This is a genomic window from Streptomyces anatolicus (assembly GCF_019400875.1).
Taxonomy (GTDB): Bacteria; Actinomycetota; Actinomycetes; order Streptomycetales; family Streptomycetaceae; genus Streptomyces; species Streptomyces anatolicus.
This window is the reverse complement of record NZ_WMBF01000081.1, coordinates 1-19,721: the sequence shown is the minus strand read 5'-3', so window position 1 is coordinate 19,721 and position 19,721 is coordinate 1. Positions and strand designations below refer to the sequence as shown.

Genomic DNA, 19,721 nt, shown 5'->3' with positions numbered 1-19,721 from the left:
GGTGGAAGGTAGGCGACGGTTCCGCACAACAGGGCGCCTTCCGCGGCGGCTTCCGCGTAACGCTGCACGAGCGTGGGGCCTGGCACACAGTCCACGTCCAGGAAGACCAGCAGCTCCGCGCCGGCCGCGAGGGCACGTGCGGCTCCGGCGTTGCGGGCGGCGGCCAGCGGCAGACGGCCCTCGATCAGCGCCAGGCAGGCCACATCCGCCACGGGGTCGCGGCCGGCGGTGTGGCGGGGGATGTCCGGGTCGGCCATGGACACGACCACGTAGTGGTCGGGGCGGCAGGTGCCGGACGCCAGGCCGTCCTGCTGGAGGATCAGATGGCTGTGCCGACCCGCCGCGAGGGTGATCACCGCGGTACGCATGGGTCTCGCCGGGGTGTGCGGGTCGACAGGCGGGTGAGCAGTCGCGCGGCGCGCCGTGCGCCGTCGCCCGGTGACCACTGGGCCCAGCGGTCCGGCCGGCCGGTGGCTTCCTCCAGCAGGCCGGACCAGGCCCCTGGGTGCGGCCAGGTGTCGATGACGGTCGCCAGACCCGATGCGTGCAGCGCCCGCGCCGTGGCGTGCTGCTCGCCGTGGGGCCGGTCCTGCGGGATGACGATGGCGGGGACTCTGGCGGCCGCGCACTCCGCGATGGCGTTCTGCCCGGCATGGGTGACGACGACCCGAGCCCGGCAGAGCACTGGCCACGGCTCTTCGACCCAGCGACCGTCAGGCCCGCCCAGGACGGTCCACGACCACTCGGGGGTGGCCCGCTGCGCCTCCCGCAACCGCCCCGCGTCGACATCGTTGCCACCGGCTCCGAGCATCACCACCACCTCCTTGCCGGAGGGAGAGCCGGGGCCGTGGGGTGCGGGTCGGGGCCGGCCGTCGTAACGCGAGATGCTCCCTGTGTGCAGGGTCTTGGCGAGCCAGTGGGCGGGCCATCCCGGCTCGGGCAGGGACTCGGGCCACGGCGCCAGGAGGGCGTCCGCCAGGTCGTAGCCGAGGCGGTGGGCCTCGTCCTGCCGGTCTCCGCGCATGGCCGCGACGACGACCGGGATTCCCATGAGCCGCGCCAGGGCGGCGGCCTCCACCGACACATCGCTGACGAACAGTCCGGGTTTCTCGCGCCGGATCCACTCGGCGATGGTGCCCATGCGTTCGCGGTGCCCCGGATGGTGAAGGGGCACCCAGTGCAGGCGCCCCCGGGCCGTCGGGTCGAGCGGGTCCGAGTCCGTGTCCGGCGGCAGCCCGACCCAGGGCCCCGACCAGGTGGCGGGCTGAGGCAGCGAGGAGAGGATGGTGACGGGAAGCGGCAGGTGGGCCGCGATGCACTGGGCACGGTGCAGATGCCCGAGCCCCTGGTGGTGGACGTAGTAGCCGATCACCCCGCCACCTCTTCGTACAGGGCGGTGTAGGCGTCGGCGGCACGGTCGAGCGAACAGAATTCCTCGGCACGTCGCCGCGCCGCTGCGCGGTCCAGTTCCATGGCCCGTGGGATGAGTTCGGCCAGGGCCTCCACATCCCCGTCGGGAGCGAGCAGACCGCAGTCGGGGGTGAGGATCTCGGCGAGTGCGCCGCGATCGAAGCCGCACACCGGGGTGCCGCAGGCCAGCGCCTCGGCGACCACGAGGCCGTACGGCTCGTCCCAGCCTGGCGTGACCAGGGCGGCGGCCGCGCCTCCCAGCCACTCGACGAGGCCGCGCCGGTCGAGGTGGCCCACGTACTGGGCGCCCTCCCCCAGCAGGGGTGCCACCTCTTCCTCGAAGTACCGCTCGTCGGAGATCGGTCCCGCGAGCCGCAGCGGAATCCCCGCCGCGCGAGCGGCCCTGATCGCCAGATGCGGCCCCTTCTCAGGGACCAGCCGCCCTGACCACACCAGGCCGGTGCCCCCCGGTCCCGGCTGCCAGAAGTCCGTGTCGATGCCGTTGCGCACCACGCGGGCGCGGGGCACGCTGGTGCGCCAGGCCGACGCCGTGAACTCGCTGACAGCGGTGAAGACCACGGGGCAGGCGTCCCGGACCTGGATGGCGGACTCCAGCCAGGGCGTCGGCGGCGTGTGCAGTGTCGTGATCACGGGCATCTTCAGCGCCGGGGCCATCGCGATCGGCAGGTAGTGCAGGCTGTTGTTGTGGACGACGTCGAACCGGTGCGCGCCGTCCTGCGCCAGGTCCAGCATCAGCCCGAGATAGGCGTGGTGCTCCTCCATCCAGTCAAGGCCCGGCATGCTGGTGTCCGCACACGCGGATGAGCTGAACTCCACTCTGCGCACGGGCAGTTCGCGTGCGCCGAGGGCCGGGTCGGATCCGGGTGCCGCGAACAGTTCCACCTGGTGGCCGCGGCGGGTCAGCGCCTGGGCGAGTCCCCAGGTGTGCGCTTCGAGGCCCCCGGCGAACGGCTCGGTGATGGGGAAGCGCGCGGACGCGATCAGGGCTACCCGCACGACGCCTCCCGCAGCACGTCGTCGTAGAGGGCGTAGTGCGCGGCGGCGAGGTCGGCCCGCTCCTGCGCACGCCGGCGCACCGTCGCCCGGGGCGCGGGCCGCTCGTCGAAAGCGGTGAGCACCGCCTTGCGCAGCGACTCCTCGTCCAGACCGCCGTCCTGGGTGTGCCCGTACGTGAGACACGGCCGCTGCTGCGCGTAGAAACCGCAGTCCGGTGCGGCCACCGCGGTGCCCAGGTCGTGGCACGCCTCCAGCCACCCGGAGTGGGTGCCGAACAGATAAGGCAGTACGGACAGGTCGAGCGAGGTCAGATAGTCCCAGAGCTGGTCGTCGTCGAAGTAGTCGTGCACCTGAAGGGTGAGGCGCCCCCGGTCGGCGAGGTCGCGCAGTTCGTTCACGAGTGCCGGGGCGTGTGCCGGGGATGAAACGTCCGCCACGTCATGGTGGAGGTTCACCTGGAGTTCCGCGCCCGGGAGTTCGGCCGCCGCCTCGGCGAGGACGCGCACGACGGGCAGCACGGACATGTTGGGGCGCAGGCTCTTGGCGTGCACTCCGATCCGGAAGCGGTCGCGGTGGGGCCGCGCCTGGCCCAGACGTGGCAGTTCGACGACGTGAGGATGCGGCAGAACGACGGCTGTGCGCCCCCACCGGTCGTCGATGACGCGGGCGGCGCCGGGGGTGAGCGTGATGAGCCGGTCGGCGGCGGGCACAAGGACGTCCAGGGCCGCGTCGTGGATCGCCGGGTCGGGCTGATGCGGATTACGCAGGTCGTGCACCGTGTATACGAAGGGCTTGCCGTGCCGGCGCAGGGCCTCCGCCAGGGCGCTCAGCTGCGCGGGGCTCTGGGCGTCGAACCCGAAGTGCAGATGGAAGACATCGAAGTCCTCGTGGTGCTCGCTCACCCAGGCCGGGTCCAGCATGACCGGCGGCCACCACCGCTGCGAAGTGCTGGGAGCGCCGTTGGGGCGGGGGTCCCGCAGACGTATGACGCCGTCGGACTCCGGTATCGAGCAGTGCCGCACGTACACGTGCCCCGCGGGCACCGAGGCAACGCGGATCCGGTGTGACGCGTGGGCCGGTGGCGACGGGTGATCGGACACGTGTCCTCCAGAGCCGGGGGAGGCAGCGGGGTCTGCCTGTCCCATTGTGGAGAACCCCCCCAAACTTCGCATCCAGGACACAGCCCGGACCGCGGACCGCAGGTCCCGCACCCTCGCGGTGCCGCCCTCAGCCGGGCTCAGGCGCTCCGAGAATCGTCTCCTGGGTGATGAAGTCAGCCAGAGCGGTCATGTCCGCGCCTCGTGTCAGGGCGTCGCGTTGCTGGTCGGCGCCGGTGCCTTCGCGCAGAAGACGACTGATGAGGGGCCCCACGTGGCGCGTGTCGCCGTGCTCCTCCAGGGCGGGAGTGATGTGTTCGACCAGCCCGCACAGCACGTCACCGGCCGGCCCGGGACGGCCGTGGGGGTCCAGAAGTGTGGAGGAAAGGCCATGGCGGGCCGCGTGCCACATGGCTGCCTGCAGGATTTCAGGCCGAACCCTCGGCACGGGGACGTCGTTCTTGTGGTCACGCAGCGCTGTAGCGGCCAGAGCGCGGACGATCCCGGCAAGCATGACCGCGTCGTCGACCCGGAGCTGGACGTCCATGCAACGCACTTCCACGGTGGGGTAATGCTCGGAGAGCCGGGCGTGCCAGTACAACTGGCCCGTGTCGCTGATGACGGAGGAGGCGATCAGTGCGTCGATGCTCTCTTCGTAATCGGTGAGGCCGTCGAAGTGCGGGGGAACGCCGCCGACCGGCCAGCGGTTGAAGACAAGAGTGCGCCAGCTCGCGAACGAGGTGTCGCGGCCCTCCCAGAACGGAGAGTTCGCCGACATCGCGAGGAGCGTGGGCAGCCACCCCCGGATCCGGTTGAGGACAGCCACGCCTGTTTCCCGGTCCGGCATGCCGACATGCACGTGCATCCCATTGACCAGCAGTTCTTCCGCCAACCGGCCGCCCTTGTCGTACAGCCGCCCGTAGCGGCGCCCGCTGGTGACCGGCACGTGCCCCTCACCCACCACCGGAGCCGACCCGGTGGCGGCCAGGCGGCACCCGGAGCGCTCCGCCGCGGTGCTCAGCGCGTGGCGCAGGCGCAGCAGGTGGCCGGCCACCTCGGTCAGCTCCCGGCACACGGGGGTGGCGACCTCCACCTGGGCCTGCAAGAGCTCCGGCTGGACTTCGCTCTCCTCCGCGACGTCGTCAAGACCCGCAGCCCTGCGCACCTCCTCCGACCGGGCGGCCGGCTGCCCGGTCGCCGGGTCCAGGAGCAGGTATTCCTCTTCAACTCCAACGGTGATCACGAAACCGTGGTACCCCGTCTGAGACTTCCTTACCGGTATCTACCGAGCTGAAGCTGGATGTTCCAGACCGCAGGTCAGGAGCCCTTCGCGGCCGGCTCCAGAATCGCGACGCACTCCACATGATGCGTCATAAAAAACATGTAGAGCCAAAACATGTTGAGGAAAACCACAGGTCAGCAGCCCGCAGATCGCAAAACGGACTCAAGATCAATGTGCATTACGTGCGCTATGGGCGCTACGGGCGACCTCTGACGCACGCCAGAGAGCGCCGACGGATCTCCACAGCCAGAGGACTCGGACAGAGGTGCCCAGCACCCCGAGCACTTTCAGGCCAGCGCCTCCCTGATCTGCGACATCAGCAACGCCGCCGTCGACAGGGGGAGTCGCAACCGCCTTTCTTGCGGGACTTGGCAAACATCGTCGTCACCGTCGAGACGATCAAGGGGCGAGATCCACTCCGGCATGTGTGGAGGCCACGCCCTGGACGCCCTCATCTATGCCTTGTCTACCTTGCGGGCCCCGAGATGGGGGCCACGCGCATCGACAGCCTCGACTGCGAGAGCTGGGGACGGGGTCGACTTTGACGAGCAGCAGTCCACACTGAGGCCAGCGTCCTTGACGGATCCGGCTCACCGGTACCTGCACCATCGCCGACCAGCCGTGGTCCCGGCCCGCCGTCACTCGTCATCGGCATCGACTGTCCGCCCGTCGTCGGCTCCTCCGCCTCCGTACCGCCCGCCCGTGCCTGTGGCTCGCTGCGCGCCCCACCCGGCACCGACGCCGACGCCGACGCCGACGACACCTTCGCAGCTCTCATCCCCCTGCGCGTCGCCGTCCCCTGGGGCGCGCGTCACCGTCAAGACCGAGAGCAGCGGCTCCGGCATCCGCGCGGCGGCATCGATGGCCCCGCGTACAACCACCCTCGACCAGGCCATCACCGAGGTCTACGGCAAGCCCATGGCCTACCTCGGACAGGACGGTTCCATTCCCTGCGCAACGGCCTCGCTGAACAGAACCCCCACGTCGAAGAACCCCTGTGCCTCGCCCACGCTCCCAACGAAAGCGTCGATGCAGCCGACATCGATCACATGACACACGTCGAGGCCCTCTTCGTCCACCGCTGCGGGGCCACCAGTTCCGGACACGGGCCCAGCTCTTCCGCCCCGGTGCCGTGTCCGCTTGACGCGGCAGGCTCATCGAACGCCAGGGCCTGCAGTGCGACCGGCCCTGGAAGGTTTTCTTGGCGACCATGTCCGGCAGCAGCGGGATACGGTCGCCGTCGGTGTGGCGTCGCTGCGGCTCACCCCGGCCATGCCCACTCTGGCGGCGGCCGGTCCAAGAGGGCCGTACGATGCAGGCGCGGGTGCCTTCGCGGGTCCCGGGTATCGAATCACCGAACGCTCTCGTACGAGGAAGCCAGCATCAGAAGGGTGACAGGCGATGGCAGCGAACGCCGAGCACCTGAAAGCCCTGGTGCGCGCGCATGCCGAAGCCGATGACGATCTCTTCTACAGCGTGGCCCTGCAGGTGGCGGCGAAGTCTGCCCGCCAAGGGCAGGGAAAGTTCGCTGTGGACCTGCGGGAGCTGGTCGAGGCCGCACGGCAGAAACAGGGGCAGGCCGAAAGCGGCGTGCCGCGACGCCGGTGGTGCAGCCCCGCGGTGAGCTCTCCAGCCTGCTGACGGCCGGGTACCCCGACACACAGCTCGACGACATGACTCTGGATGCCGGGCTGCTCGCCTCTCTGGACCGGGTGCTGCACGAGCAACGCCAGCGTGCCAGGCTGGAGCGTTTCGGCTTTACTCCAGTACACCGGATCCTGCTGTCGGGGCCCCCGGGCACGGGCAAGAGCATGACGGCTTCGGCACTGGCCGGCGAGCTGAAGCTGCCGTTGTTCACCATCCGCCTGGACGGTCTGATCAGCCGGTTCATGGGCGAGACGGCGGCAAAGCTGCGGCTGGTCTTCGACGCGGTGGCCCAGACACGGGCGGTCTATCTGTTCGACGAGTTCGATGCGCTCGGGGCTGAGCGGGCGGCGGGTAATGACGTCGGCGAGGCCCGAAGGATCCTGAACTCGTTCCTGCTGTTCCTCGACGAGGCGCCCTCCGAGAGCCTCGTGGTGGCCGGCACCAATCACCACCAACTTCTGGACCGGGCGCTGTTCCGCCGTTTCGACATGGTCGTCACCTACGGCCCTCCCACTCCCGAGCAGGCGGTTCAGGTGATGCGCCGACGCCTAGCCGGAATGGATACGAGCACACTACGGTGGAGTGCTGTGACAGACAGTGCATCCGGTTTGAGCCATGCCGAGCTGGTCAAGGCGGCGGAGGCCGCGGCCAAGCGGGCCATCCTCGCCGACCTGGACGTGGTGGACGAGCAGCTGCTGCTGGAAGCCCTGAGCGAACGGCACGCCTCACACCATGCCTGAGCTCTCTTTCGCCGGACGTTCCACGCCACACCTGATGGTGCCCTGGCAGGCCGCCACCCTGACACCGCGTTCCGAGCCCTCCGGTGGAGGCGGTTCGAAGCTTGTCCGTCGTGAGGACCGCAACAGGCACGCAGCCACGCTGGTCGACGGTCTGGAAACGGCCGAGCGGGAATCGGCTCGGCTCGCCCAGGAGGCACCCGACGGGTTCCGTCCCGACGGTTTCGCGGTGCGGATCGAGGCAGCGCGCGACCATCCGCTTCAGCTGGAACGTTTGGACGGCTCCGGTCTGACCCTGATGAGCAGCCATCCGCAGACCGACGACCGTCAGCAGGACGCGCTGGTGTGGATCCCGTTCGACAAGGTCACCTCATTCACGCAGCGGATCGCCGCCTTCACCCAGGACACCGACGACGGCAATCCTCAGCAGGCCGCGCTCGTGGCCAACATGGAGCAGATCCAGCGAGCGCTAATGGAACACCTCTGGCAAGAGCGGCACGAGCTGCCGCCGCTGGACGACGAGCGGTGGTGGGAACTGTGGTTCGACCCGCGGATCTCACCGACGGACCCGGTCGCCACTCTGCGCGCCCTGACCGAGGCGCGGCAGTGGCGGATGAGCGACCGGGCGATCCATGTGGGCGAACGCCTCGTAGCACACGTCTTGGCGACTGGGAACGACCTCGCGTTCCTGCTGGGCACGAACGCCTGCCCTGTCGAGATCCGCACACCGACGTTCGCCGAGGGCCTCTACGCCGTCGACCGCTCCTTCCGGGTGAACCTCGTCGAGGACCTCGCCCAGCGCGTCAAGCCGGCCGCCCCGCACGCACCCACGGTGTGCGTCCTGGACACGGGGATAGCGCAGGAGCATCCGCTGCTAAAGCCGGCACTGCACGAGCGCGCCTACAGTGTGCTGCCCGGCAGGGGCCCGGCCGATCGGAACGGACACGGTACACAGATGGCCGGTCTCGCTCTGTTCGGCGATCTCACCTCAGCCCTGGAAGCACAGGGCCCCGTGGTTCTCGGCCACGGGCTTGAGTCCGTGAAGATCCTCGACGACGGTCTTGCGCCGGTCGAGTCCCCGCGGACCTTGGCTGAGACGACCGCGAACGCGGTGGCCACCGCTGAGATCGGCAACGGCGGTCCCGCACCATCCGCCCGGGTCTTCTCCATGGCCGTCACCCGGTGGTCCCGGGACGGCGAGAACGGTGTCGACGGCACAGCGACCCTGTGGTCGGCCACCCTGGACGCTTTGGCAGCCGGAACAAGTGTGGCCGTACGCGAGGACCGCATCGACCTCATCGGCGCACCGGACCCGCAGGCGTCGCGGCTGATCATCGTCAGCGCCGGCAACGTCCGCGGGCACCTCCCCCACCAGATGCGTGACGACAACGGCCGACTCGACCCCTTGCTGCTATGCGACCTGTCCCGGATCGAGGAACCCGCCCAGGCACACAATGTGCTGACCGTCGGCGCTTGCACCCATCTGGACACCGTCCCCGCCACCCCCCCCGTTCCAGGGTTACCGGCCCTTGGCCGCTTCGGGCGGCCTGTCCCCGTTCAGCCGGACTTCGGTGGCCCTGACCAACGCGGCCATCACTAAGCCCGACATCGTCCTGGAGGGCGGCAATCTGCTCGTTGCCCCGGACGACAGTTTCATGGACCCGCACGAGCTGTTGAGCGTGCCAACCACCCACCACGACGCCGCGCACCAGCTGGCCTGGGCCAACGCCACGAGCGCCGCGACCGCCCAGGCAGCAGCCCTAGCCGCCACCGCGATGACCACATACCCCGGACTACGGGCGGAGACGGTCCGAGCCCTGCTCGTCCACGAGGCCCAGTGGACTCCGGCCATGGTCGAGCCTGGCCTGTTCAAGAAGACCGGCGCCCCCAAACTCAACAAGGGCGAGCTCATGCGACAGGTGATCCGCCGGTACGGCTGGGGAGTCCCCACCGCCGAACGCATCCGAAGCAGCGCTTCCAACGCCGTCACAATGATCATCCAGAACACTCTGGTCCCGCTGAAGCAGGGCAAGAACGGACAGGTTCGGCTGGCCGAACTGAAACTGCACGAACTGCCCTGGCCGCTGGAGCAGCTGCGCGACCTGGCCGAGACCACAGTCGACCTGCGCGTGACGCTCGCCTACATGGTTGAGCCCAATCCCGGCCGGCGCGGCATGGTCGGTCGCTACAGCTACGCCTCGCACGGCCTTCGCTTCGCCATCAAAGGCCCCACAGAATCCGCCGACGCATTCCAAAGCCGCCTGGCCGAACAGGCCGAACAAGAAACCGACGGCACCGGCAACCCCAAGGCGTTCGAGTCCGACAGCCGCTGGCTGGTCGGCCCCCGATCCCGCAACCTCGGCTCCCTGCACGCGGACATCTGGCGCGGTTCCGCCGTCGAACTCGCCGACTGCGGCATGCTCGCGGTCTACCCCGTTGGCGGCTGGTGGAAGGCGAACAAGCGCAAGGACCGAATCGGCCTGCCCGTCAGCTACGCCCTCCTGGTATCCCTGCAAACCCCGGAGGTCTCCACCGACCTGTACACGCCCGTCGCCACGCAGCTCGGCGTACCGGTGGAGATCGCACCGGCTGGTCAGAACGAGATCGCCAGCGGTATCGCTGTCCAGATGGAGCTTGGCTGGTGACCTTGCCCTGGCATTTCCACCCAGAGCACTTGAGCACTCCTTACAATGATTCCGGTCGTGACGTCGTTCAATAGTTCTCCCGCACGTACTCGTAAGTGCGGTCGAACAGCTCGCCCTTGATCGGCAAGCTGTACTCCTTCAAGGCGGAACGTAGCTCGCGACGCACGCGTTTGTCGCCCGCGTCGCTCGCGCTCCAACCGGCATAGGCGACCTCGACGACGATCGAGTCGATCCGCGAGACTATGTCGGGGACGATTTTATGCAGCCCAGGCGGTGTGTTCTCCGCGACGATCTGAGTGAGCGCCCCACGCTTGGGATCGGCCAGTCGGTCGAGCGCTCCCTGGTCGCCCTGTTCCGCCGCCCGATCCGCGGCGACCACGTCCTGAGCGATCTTCAGGGCTTCCTCGAGGAAGGCCAGCGAGTCTTCGACGTTCTCGATCGCCTTGGCGCGGAGCTTCTCTATCCGCTCCGCCAGCGACCGATACGCAGGGCTCTCGGTATCGGCCAGCCGACGCCTGAGGCGCACCTCGATAGAGTCGAGGACCTCCTGGTACACGTCCTCGGCTTTCGACTCCGGAGTCTGCCGCTCGGAAAGCTTGAGCTGCTCGGCGATCTTTTTCACCAACGCTAGGCCGGCAGCGTCCAGCGTGACTGTCTTCGACGGCATCGACTTCACTCCCACATCGCTCATGTGGCCGTGAATCAGGTCAGTGGTCTTCGCGCCGAGACGTGCCCAGAGGAAAGCCTTGGAGACGTCCTTGGGTCGGATTGACTCGTATACCTTCGCGAGCCAGAAGTACTGCCCCTTGAACGGCCGCAGCATCGGGTGCGGGTCGAGGAACTCCCACACCGTCTGCAACGCGACGTAGGTCTCGATGAACTCGGTGCGCTGCGCACCGCCCTCGGGGATTCGCTCGTGGGCCTCGGCGAGGGATTCGAATGATGAGTCAATGGTGTCAATGCCGTCGAACAGATGGAGTAGACGCGTGAGGTCGGTGACGAATTTCCCCGCCAGCTTGGAGGCGTCGGTGACGTTGAGCTCGTCCTCTTTGTCATCCTTCACCTTCGGACCGGCGACTGCCTTGCCGATGGCCCTCGCGAGACCGATGTAGTCGACGACCCGCCCGAAGTCCTTGCGCTGGCCGGTGACCGGGTTCTTCCACGGACGGTTGGGCCGCGTGATCGTCTGGAAGAGGTTCGTGTCCTTGGCAGGCTTGTCGAGATACAGCACGCCTTCGATGGGTGCGTTGAAGCCGGTCATCCACTTCGCGGTGACGACGATGAACGACAACGGGTCGTCGACCTTCTTGAAGCGGCGCTTAAGCGCCTCCTCCTGCTCGGGAGTAAGCAGGTGCTTCTTGTATTCCTTGGGGGTCTCCTTGCTGTCGGCGACGTGCATCACCACACCGACCTCACGAAGTTGTCCGTCCGGCATGACTGCAGCACGGCGCTCCAGCTCGGCCTCGATGGCCCTGGTGTACGCGATCACAAGGCGCTGGTTGTAGGCCACGACCTGAGCCTTCTGCCCCAAAGGTGCGACATAGGTTAGGAAGTGGTCGACGATGTCGGCACACACGGCCGCCACGCGCTCAGGGTTGGACAGGATCGTCTCGACGTGAGAAGCCTTTCCCGAAAGGAAGACTTTCTCCTCCTCGTCCAGGCCTTCCTTTGTGGCCAGCTCGTCGAAAGCCTCGTCCAAGGCTTCCTTGTCGAGGTTGAACCCGACAGACCGGCCCTCCACGATCACCGGCTTGGTGAACCCGTCGGCGATAGATTGCTCCGGCGTGTACCGCGACATCACAAAGTCCGGGTCGTCAGGGTCGCCGAACAGCTTGAACGTCGAACGGTCCTTGTCCTCGATCGCAGTACCCGTCGCGCCGAAGAACTTCGCGTTTGGCACCGCCGCGCGCCACGCGTCGCCGAACTTCCCCTCCTGCGAGCGGTGCGCCTCGTCGACGAGGACCACAATGTTCGACCGGTTGTTCAGATGGCCGGCCTCAGCGAACTTGTGCACGGTCGTGATGACCACGCCCGACTCACCGCTGCGTAGCAGGCCGTGCAGCTCGCGCCGGTTGCGGGGCACCGTCATCCGCGGCATGCCGGCAGTCTCGAACATATCTGCCGTCTGCCGGACCAGATCCTTACGGTCGGCGATCACGATGACCGTCGGCGCGCTTCCGAACTTCTCCGTTACCGCGTCATCACGTAGCAAACGGGCGGCGGCGAACGCCATGAGTTCGGTCTTGCCCGATCCCTGGTGATGCCAGATCAATCCGCCAGGACGGTCGGCAAGCACCTTGGCGTGGATCGCCAGAGCCGCCTCGAACTGCGGGTAGCGGGGCAAGAACTTGATGTCGACCTCGGAGGCGTCCCGAGCGTGACGGAACATCACCAGGTCCTTGAGGATCGCTAGGAGAGTCTCTGGCCACAGCAGCAAGCGCGCAGCCCGCTCGACACGAGCTGGTCCCGTGACGGTCTTCGGGTCGTCCTCAGTAGATCCCCACGGGGCCCAGATCTCGGAGTCGGGGTCTGGAACTGCACGGATCGGAGCCATGCGGAGTTCCAGGCCCTCGGTGGCGACGTTGAAGACGTTCGTCGCGAAGAAGTTCGGGTACTCCTCCTCGTACACGTCGTGAAGGTCCTTTGCGGCGTTGACCCACGAGACCTGGTGCTTCACAGGCGTCTTGGTCTCGGCTACGACCAGCGGAAACCCGTTGACGTAGTAAACGACATCGAAGCGGCGTGGTTTGGTCGCACCGCTGATGGTGACCTCGTCAGCGACAGTGAAGCGGTTGTTGTTGATGTCTTCGAAGTCGATCAGCCGACGAGGCACATGCTTACCGTCGATTGTCGTGAATGAGTGGTCGCCCCGAAGCATCACGGTCAGCCGCTCGTTGGCTGCAACGAGGCCATTATGTGCATCGAGGACAGCCTGATTGACCTCATGCAGAACGAGGTCCGCCGACTCAGGGTCGTCGACCAACTCTGGGTTCAGCGCGATCAAGGCTTCGCGTGCCCAGTCTTCAACGATGACGTCATGCTCGTCACGCGGTAACGCGGCTCCTTGGAGACGCTCCCAGCCAGCCTCCTCCGCCCACTCCAGCAGTGAGCGCTGGATAGTGCTCGCTTCTGTCCACCCCATGTCAGCAAACCCCCTTGAGTAGCGCGTCGTACGACTCGGCAATCTCGGTTTCCTGATTGATGAGGGAGGCCAGGAGCGCGGAGCGGAACGTTCGGATGTGCAAGAGTTCCCCTCGCAATGCCCTGGTCGTCGCGCGCAGCCGTGCAAGTGTGTCGTTGAGGTCAGTACCTGATTCCGCTGGCCACGGGATCCGTGCGCTCCGAATTAGCCCCATATTCAAGGATGGGACAGCTCCCGGCTGAACCAATTCCGCCAACCGGATCGATTCGGTGGCGGCGAGTAGGCACTCCGGGGGGACCCCTTCCTTCGGCGTAAGTACGAGGTGATTCTCGTCAACCGCCGCATCGACGTCGAGGATGCGCTTCTTCTCAGTCAAGACAGCGGCGCCTACTCGCGGAAACACAACAGAGCCGGCCGGTACGGCGATTCCCTTCAATGATTCGACCTGCTCAGGGGACAATCGCGTTTCAGCGTAGGTATATCCGTCTTCGTTCCCACGTCCGACCATATCGGCGATCTTGAACCACGACAATTCACCGGATCGCTCACCCTGGACGGATTTCGGTAGGGCCTTGCCTTGCGAGACATTAGCAACATGCTCTACAACAACCTCTTGCAGATCAGCCGAACTAAGGAAGAGCGCAACCCGCAGCGAAAGGCTTCGGTGAAGTTCTTCTCCCAACGCCTCGACCTGGCCATCCACCGCTGCCATGACGTCAACGATACGGCGCTGCTCCGGCAAGGACGGGAGAGCGACTTCAATTGTCAAGAAGTCAGCGGGCTTGACCCGTTCGCGCCTGCCGCCCATGCCGGTCGACAACGCCTGCAGTTGCTCCCACAGGCGTTTTGTGGTGGTAAAGAGCCGGAAATATTCGGGTAGAATCCGCTCACCGCACGTGAACGTGGGAAATTCTTGCGACGCGTAAACTTCGCCCAGGTCGTTCGGAGTGACAGTGATCGCCCCTTCGAACGCCTTCAATCGGCTGTAAACGATCTGCTCAGGGCGGATGCGATTCAGCGTCTTGTACGAGGTCTCATCGCCAGCGATCGGGTCCCGGAACAACAGGCCCCGACCGCGGTTCAAGACGCCGACGATGTCGTAGGAGGTCGTCGCTGCGACCGGGACCGCGTCAACGTCCAGCGTGATGACCTCGCCGAGCCGGACCCGCTCCCACTCAGCCACTGGACATCCCGAACATGCTCAGGTCGATGCCTGCTGCTGCGAGTCGCTCGAACATGACAGCTTCGGTATCCATCCGGCGTTGACGAGCATCGGCATAGCCGACGAAGGCTGCACCCAGATCGGCAGTTTCCTCTGCAGCGACCTTGATGTAGCGGCCGATGTTCAGGTCGAAGCCGTTCTGCTTGATTTCCTCGAACGGCACCAGTCGGACGTTCGTACCGCCCTCACCATCTGGGTCGTTGCTTGTCTGGTACGCCTCGATGAGAGTCTTGACGTCATCCTGGGACATGCGGTTCTGTTTCTTGCCCTTGACGAACCGGGCCGAGCCGTCGATGAAGAGGACGTGATCGTTGCGTTCGGCAGGCTTCTGGTTGCGGAAGATCAACAGGCATGCCGGGATGTCCGTCGAGTAGAACAGCTTGGGCGGTAGTCCGACGACGGCGTCCAGAACACGCTTCTCGATCAGGCCCTGGCGGATCTTCGCTTCCGCGCCCCCACGGAACAGCACGCCGTGGGGCATCACCACGCCGACACGACCAGTTCCAGGCTTCATTGACGAGACCATGTGCTGGATGAAGGCGTAGTCGCCGTTCTGCGCCGGCGGCACGCCGCAGATGGCTCGCGGATCCGAGGACCAACGGTCTGCTCCCCAATTCACCAGCGAGAAGGGCGGGTTGGCGATCACGACGTCGAATTGCCGGACTGCACCGCTGGGGGCCTTGAACGCCGGAGCGCGGAGCGTGTCTCCACGCTTGATGTCGAAGTCCTCGATCTCGTGCAGGAACAGGTTCATCCGGGCGATCGACGCCGTCGTCAGGTTAATCTCCTGGCCGTACGCTCTGAGCGTGCGGTGGTCCTTGCCTGACTCGCGCAGCTGGTTGATCGTCGCGACAAGCATCCCCCCGGAGCCGCAAGACGGGTCGTAGACGGACTCGCCCGGCTGCGGTTGGAGGATCCCGACGAGCAGGTTCACGACCTCACGGGGGGTGAAGAACTCGCCGGCCTTCTTGCCCGACTCGTCGGCGAAGTTCTTCAGCAAGTACTCATAGCCCGCGCCAAGCAGGTCGTGCGAGACTGTCGACGGGTCGAGCGTGATCTTGTTGAACGCTCGGATGAGCCCCAGCAGAGCCGACTCCGGGATGCGCTCCTGGTTGCCCCACGAGGCGTCGCCGAAGACGCCGCCGAGCGAGCGGGGGTTGGCCATTTCGATTCGCTGAAAGGTCTTCGCGATCTCCGCACCGAGGTTGGTGACCTTCCCTGTGACCTCGCTCCACAGCGTGCCCTCGGGCAGCTCGAACCGGTGAAATTCGGCCTCAATCTCGTCATCGAGGTCGTCGCCGTACTTATCGAACGCCGCATCGTGCTCGTGGACCCAGGTGTCGCTGATCCACTTCCAGAACAGCATTGGGAAGACGTAGGTCTTGAAGTCAGCGGGGTCGACGGGGCCGCGGAGCGCGTTCGCGGCGTCCCACAGCCGGGACTCGAGCTCGTGCTGGGTGATCGTCACAGAGGTGAGGTCCTTCGTTGAAGACGGTGCCCCGATTATGAAGGAGGGCACTGACACTTCGGGAGTCCGATACGGCAGGCAACAGCGACCGTCAGACGATGACCGTCACCCAAGCGCCGAACTGAGCGTGATTGCGGCCGCTGAGCACGCCGTCCCGGCCGTCCAACATCCCCGAACCAGACGCCCTTCCTCGGGCACGCCCCCTGACAAGGCATCCGTCCGACACCCTCCCCAGCATCACGGAACGTCACGGCCGAGAAGCGAAGGGGCGGGGCCGGTCAACCGCTCAACAGCTGACCTCACTACCCACTGCGGAGACCCCCCACACACATGGGCGAGCGCCCTTCCCGGCAGGCTCACACCAGGCGTGACGACCCGTCAGACAACGGGCCGTTCGTGCGTCAAACGTGCGTCACGTGCGTCGAATATGCGTCAAGATATCGCACCTAACGCACGTAACGCCCATAACGCACACTCGAAGAAACAGCAGGTCAGCGCCCCTTCTCAGCGGGCTCAAGAATCGCCACGCACTCCACATGATGCGTCATCGGGAAAAGGTCGAACGCCCGCAGGGACCGCACCTTGTACCCCCCGTCCCGGAAGTACCCGATGTCCCGCGCCAGCGCCGCCGGATCGCAGGCCACGTAGGCGATGCGTCGGGCGCCGAGGCCTGCCAGGTGGCGTACCGTCTGCTTGCCCGCGCCCGCGCGGGGCGGGTCCAGGACGATCAGGTCCGCTTCGGTGATGCCCGTGCGCGGGAGGACCGACTCGACCTTGCCCTGCTCGATGCGGACGCGGTCGAACGCCGCGAGGTTGTGCCGGGCGTCCTCCACCGCACGCTTGCCCGATTCGATGCCGAGGACCGCGCCCGCCTCGCCGACCCGGTCCGCGAGGGCGCCCGCGAAGAGGCCGACTCCGCAGTACAGGTCGAGGGCCGTGTCGCCCTTGCGGGGCAGCAGGCCCTGCATGACGGCGAGCATCAGCGTCTCGGCGGCCTTCGGGTGGATCTGCCAGAAGCCGCCGCTGCCCACGCGGTAGGTGCGGCCGTCGGCCCGCTCGCGGACGAAGGGGCGGCCGTGGACGCGGTGGATGCCGCCGTCCTTCTCCTCCACCCGCATGACGGAGACCGGCTTGTCCAGCTCCACGATCGGCAGGCGCGCGCCCGGCTTCGGGGCGAGGATCACCTGGCGGTCCTGGGAGCCCGTCGCCGCGATCGCCTCGATCGAGGCCATGCCGGACCAGTCGCGCTGCTCGATGCCGAGTTCGGAGACGCCGTCCGCCGCGATCATGCAGTGCTCGATCGGCTCGACCTCGTGCGAGCGGTGGCGGCGCAGGCCGGCGTTGCCGTCCTCGTCCACCGCGTACTGCACGCGCGTACGCCAGGACGGGACCTCGCCCGGCGGCAGCTTGTCGCCCTCGGCCGGCATGACCGTGCCGTCCCAGCCCGCCTCCTCGGGGGTCAGACCCGCGAGGCGCTTGAGCTGTTCGGTGATGACCTCGCCCTTGAGGCGGCGCTGCGCGCCAGGCTTCGCGTGCTGCCAGTCGCAGCCGCCGCAGCGGCCGGGGCCCGCGTAGGGGCAGGGCGCCTCGACGCGGTCCTTGGAGGGGTCGAGGATCGTGACCGCGTCGGCCCGGAGGAACCGCGCGCCCTCCTCGCCCTCGGTCACGCGTGCGATGACCTTCTCGCCGGGCAGCGCGTGCCGTACGAAGAGCACCTGGCCCTCGGCGGTCCGGGCGATGCAGTGGCCGCCGTGCGCGACGGGGCCGATCTCGACCTCGTACTCCCTGCCGACCAGGGAGTTCCCCGCCTGCGGATTCTTCGGTTCTGCCTGCATGGCGGGGTGACTCCACAACGTAAAAAGGGAACAGCCGGACAACAGCCCACCAGTCTACGTGGGTGTCGCCCGGCCGCTCGCCACAGAGAGGGCTCCGCAGGCTCACGCCCCTCGCCGCAGCGAGGGTCCCGAGAAGCTCAGAGCTTCTTGCTCGGCTCCTTCTCCTTCTCCCTCGTGCGCCTCGGCTTCTCCACCGGCCCACGCCGCACCGCTCCCGGCGCGTTCCACTCCTGCCGCTTGCGGGCCCGCTTCTTCGCGACCTCGGAGGAGTCCAGCTGGTAGGGGACGGACGTCACCATCACGCCGGGGGTGAAGAGCAGCCGGCCCTTGAGGCGCAGCGCGCTCTGGTTGTGCAGCAGGTGCTCGTACCAGTGGCCGACCACGTACTCCGGGATGATCACGCTGACCACGTCGCGCGGGGACTCGCGGCGCAGGTTCTTCACGTACTCGATGATCGGCCGGGTGATCTCGCGGTAGGGCGAGTCGAGGACCTTCAGCGGCACGGTGATGCCGCGCCGCTCCCACTCGTCCTTGAGGGCCTTGGTCTCCGCCGGGTCGACGTTGATGCTGAGCGCTTCCAGGGTGTGGGAGCGCATCAGCTTCGCGTACGACAGGGCGCGCAGCGTCGGCCGGTGGATCTTGGAGACCAGGACGATGGAGTGGACGCGGGAGGGACGCATGTTGTCGTCGGAGGGGGTCTCCGGGGCGGCGATCTCCTCGGCCACGCGGTCGTAGTGGCGGCGGATCGCCGTCATCGTCACGTAGAAGATGCACATGCCGAGCAGCGCGACCCAGGCGCCGTGCGTGAACTTGGTGACGAGGACGACGACCAGGACCAGGCCCGTGAAGAAGGCGCCGAAGGTGTTGATCGCGCGGGAGCGGATCATGCGGCGGCGCTTGTTCTGGTCCTTCTCGGCGGCCAGATGGCGGTTCCAGTGCCGGACCATGCCGATCTGGCTGAGCGTGAAGGAGACGAAGACGCCGACGATGTAGAGCTGGATGAGGCGGGTCGAGTCGGCGCCGTAGACGAAGACCAGCAGGGCCGCCGCGCCCGCGAGGAGCACGATGCCGTTGGAGAACGCGAGGCGGTCGCCGCGGGTGTGCAGCTGGCGCGGGAGATAGCGGTCCTGCGCGAGGATCGAGCCGAGCAGCGGGAAACCGTTGTACGCGGTGTTGGCCGCGAGGAACAGGACCAGCGCGGTGGCGGCGGCCAGGATCATGAAGAGCAGGCTGCCGTGGCCGAAGACGGCCTCGGCGACCTGGGAGATCACCGGGTTCTGGACGTAGTCCGAGCCGACCGCGACGCCGTTGTGGAAGAGGTCCTTGCCCGGGTACTCCGCCATCCGGACCTTGGTCACCATGGCGAGCGCGATGATGCCGCAGAACATGGTGACGGCCAGGCCGCCCATGAGCGCCAGCGTCGTCGCGGCGTTCTTGGACTTCGGCTTGCGGAAGGCCGGGACGCCGTTGCTGATCGCCTCGACGCCGGTGAGCGCCGCACAGCCCGAGGAGAAGGCCCTCAGGAGCAGGAAGACCAGCGCGAAACCGGCGAGGCCCTGGTGCTCGGGCTTGATCTCGTAGTCGGCGGTGGGCGCCTTCATGGTCTCGTCGAGCACGATGCCCCGGAAGGCACCCCACGCGATCATGAGGAAGACGCCCGCCACGAAGACGTACGTCGGGATGGCGAAGAGCTTCCCGGACTCCTTCACGCCGCGCAGGTTCATCAGCGTGAGCAGGACGATGACGGCGACCGCGCAGAGCACCTTGTGCTCGACGACGAAGGGGACCGCCGAGCCGAGGTTCTCGATGCCCGAGGAGATCGACACGGCCACGGTCAGGACGTAGTCGACGAGCAGGGCGCTCGCGACGGTGAGCCCCGCCTTGGGGCCGAGGTTGGTGTTGGCGACCTCGTAGTCGCCACCACCGCTCGGATAGGCGTGCACGTTCTGTCTGTACGACGCGACGACGGTGAACATCAGCACCACGACCGCGACGGCGATCCACGGGCTGAAGTGGTACGCCGACACACCCGCGATGGAGAGGACGAGAAGGACCTCTCCCGGTGCGTACGCAACGGAGGAGAGCGGGTCGGACGCGAATACGGGGAGTGCGATGCGCTTCGGCAGGAGCGTTTCTCCGAGCCGGTCACTGCGCAGTGCGCGCCCGATGAGGATCCGTTTGGGCACGTCGGTCAGTTTGGACACGCAGAGGATCGTAAG

General features: G+C 67.1%; 13 protein-coding genes and 1 pseudogene. 4 read left to right on the top strand and 10 right to left on the bottom strand.

Translation table 11 applies throughout. The features are described 5' to 3' along the window. The 5 genes and pseudogenes from GKQ77_RS10805 to GKQ77_RS10785 all read right to left on the bottom strand — a co-directional run. A pseudogene (locus GKQ77_RS10805) lies at nt 1-368 on the bottom strand (glycosyltransferase family 2 protein); the annotation flags it as partial. After that, nucleotides 353-1,372: a glycosyltransferase gene (locus tag GKQ77_RS33880; RefSeq protein ID WP_219688504.1), complete on the bottom strand. Its 1,020-nt coding sequence runs from the start codon at nt 1,370-1,372 to the stop codon at nt 353-355. The pseudogene GKQ77_RS10805 and the gene GKQ77_RS33880, both read right to left, overlap by 16 nt. After that, entirely contained in the window at nt 1,369-2,427 is a 1,059-nt protein-coding gene (locus GKQ77_RS10795) for a glycosyltransferase (RefSeq protein WP_219688503.1), read from the bottom strand. Before GKQ77_RS10795 ends, GKQ77_RS33880 begins: the two co-directional genes overlap by 4 nt. After that, a complete protein-coding gene (locus tag GKQ77_RS10790) occupies nt 2,418-3,527 on the bottom strand; it encodes a glycosyltransferase (protein ID WP_308117618.1) in 1,110 nt (369 codons plus the stop codon). Before GKQ77_RS10790 ends, GKQ77_RS10795 begins: the two co-directional genes overlap by 10 nt. A 127-nt stretch (nt 3,528-3,654) precedes the next feature. Further along, nucleotides 3,655-4,767, bottom strand: a complete 1,113-nt coding sequence (locus tag GKQ77_RS10785; RefSeq protein ID WP_219688501.1) for a carboxylate-amine ligase — start codon at nt 4,765-4,767, stop codon at nt 3,655-3,657. Nucleotides 4,768-6,207: 1,440 nt separating this feature from the next. Here GKQ77_RS10785 and GKQ77_RS10780 point away from each other — a divergent pair. The 4 genes from GKQ77_RS10780 to GKQ77_RS10765 are packed head-to-tail and all read left to right on the top strand — an operon-like array spanning nt 6,208 to nt 9,835. Then, the gene (locus GKQ77_RS10780) at nt 6,208-6,447 is read left to right on the top strand and encodes a hypothetical protein (protein WP_219688500.1); all 240 of its coding nucleotides are present in this window, start codon (nt 6,208-6,210) and stop codon (nt 6,445-6,447) included. After that, nucleotides 6,411-7,193 (top strand): AAA family ATPase, encoded by a 783-nt coding sequence (locus GKQ77_RS10775; RefSeq protein WP_219688499.1) that lies wholly within the window; start codon nt 6,411-6,413, stop codon nt 7,191-7,193. The genes GKQ77_RS10780 and GKQ77_RS10775 overlap by 37 nt, the downstream gene beginning before the upstream one ends. Beyond that, nucleotides 7,186-8,790, top strand: coding sequence for a S8 family peptidase (locus GKQ77_RS10770; RefSeq protein ID WP_219688498.1), 1,605 nt, complete (start codon nt 7,186-7,188; stop codon nt 8,788-8,790). The genes GKQ77_RS10775 and GKQ77_RS10770 overlap by 8 nt, the downstream gene beginning before the upstream one ends. Next, the gene (locus GKQ77_RS10765; protein WP_219688497.1) at nt 8,762-9,835 is read left to right on the top strand and encodes a S8 family serine peptidase; all 1,074 of its coding nucleotides are present in this window, start codon (nt 8,762-8,764) and stop codon (nt 9,833-9,835) included. The genes GKQ77_RS10770 and GKQ77_RS10765 overlap by 29 nt, the downstream gene beginning before the upstream one ends. Before the next feature lie 67 nt (nt 9,836-9,902). On the opposite strand, the gene GKQ77_RS10760 is transcribed toward GKQ77_RS10765, so the two are convergent. From GKQ77_RS10760 to GKQ77_RS10740, 5 genes are all read right to left on the bottom strand, one after another. Then, nucleotides 9,903-12,977 carry a type I restriction endonuclease subunit R gene (locus tag GKQ77_RS10760; protein ID WP_219688496.1) on the bottom strand — a complete coding sequence of 1,025 codons (3,075 nt, stop codon included), beginning with the start codon at nt 12,975-12,977 and terminating at the stop codon, nt 9,903-9,905. A 1-nt stretch (nt 12,978) separates the two neighbouring features. Beyond that, nucleotides 12,979-14,160 (bottom strand): restriction endonuclease subunit S, encoded by a 1,182-nt coding sequence (locus tag GKQ77_RS10755; protein WP_219688495.1) that lies wholly within the window; start codon nt 14,158-14,160, stop codon nt 12,979-12,981. Further along, nucleotides 14,153-15,667, bottom strand: coding sequence for a type I restriction-modification system subunit M (locus tag GKQ77_RS10750; protein WP_219688494.1), 1,515 nt, complete (start codon nt 15,665-15,667; stop codon nt 14,153-14,155). The genes GKQ77_RS10755 and GKQ77_RS10750 overlap by 8 nt, the downstream gene beginning before the upstream one ends. Nucleotides 15,668-16,158: 491 nt before the next feature. Beyond that, nucleotides 16,159-17,502 carry a class I SAM-dependent RNA methyltransferase gene (locus tag GKQ77_RS10745; RefSeq protein WP_219688493.1) on the bottom strand — a complete coding sequence of 448 codons (1,344 nt, stop codon included), beginning with the start codon at nt 17,500-17,502 and terminating at the stop codon, nt 16,159-16,161. Nucleotides 17,503-17,639: 137 nt separating this feature from the next. Next, the gene (locus GKQ77_RS10740) at nt 17,640-19,706 is read right to left on the bottom strand and encodes an APC family permease (RefSeq protein WP_219688492.1); all 2,067 of its coding nucleotides are present in this window, start codon (nt 19,704-19,706) and stop codon (nt 17,640-17,642) included. Nucleotides 19,707-19,721 lie beyond the last annotated feature (15 nt).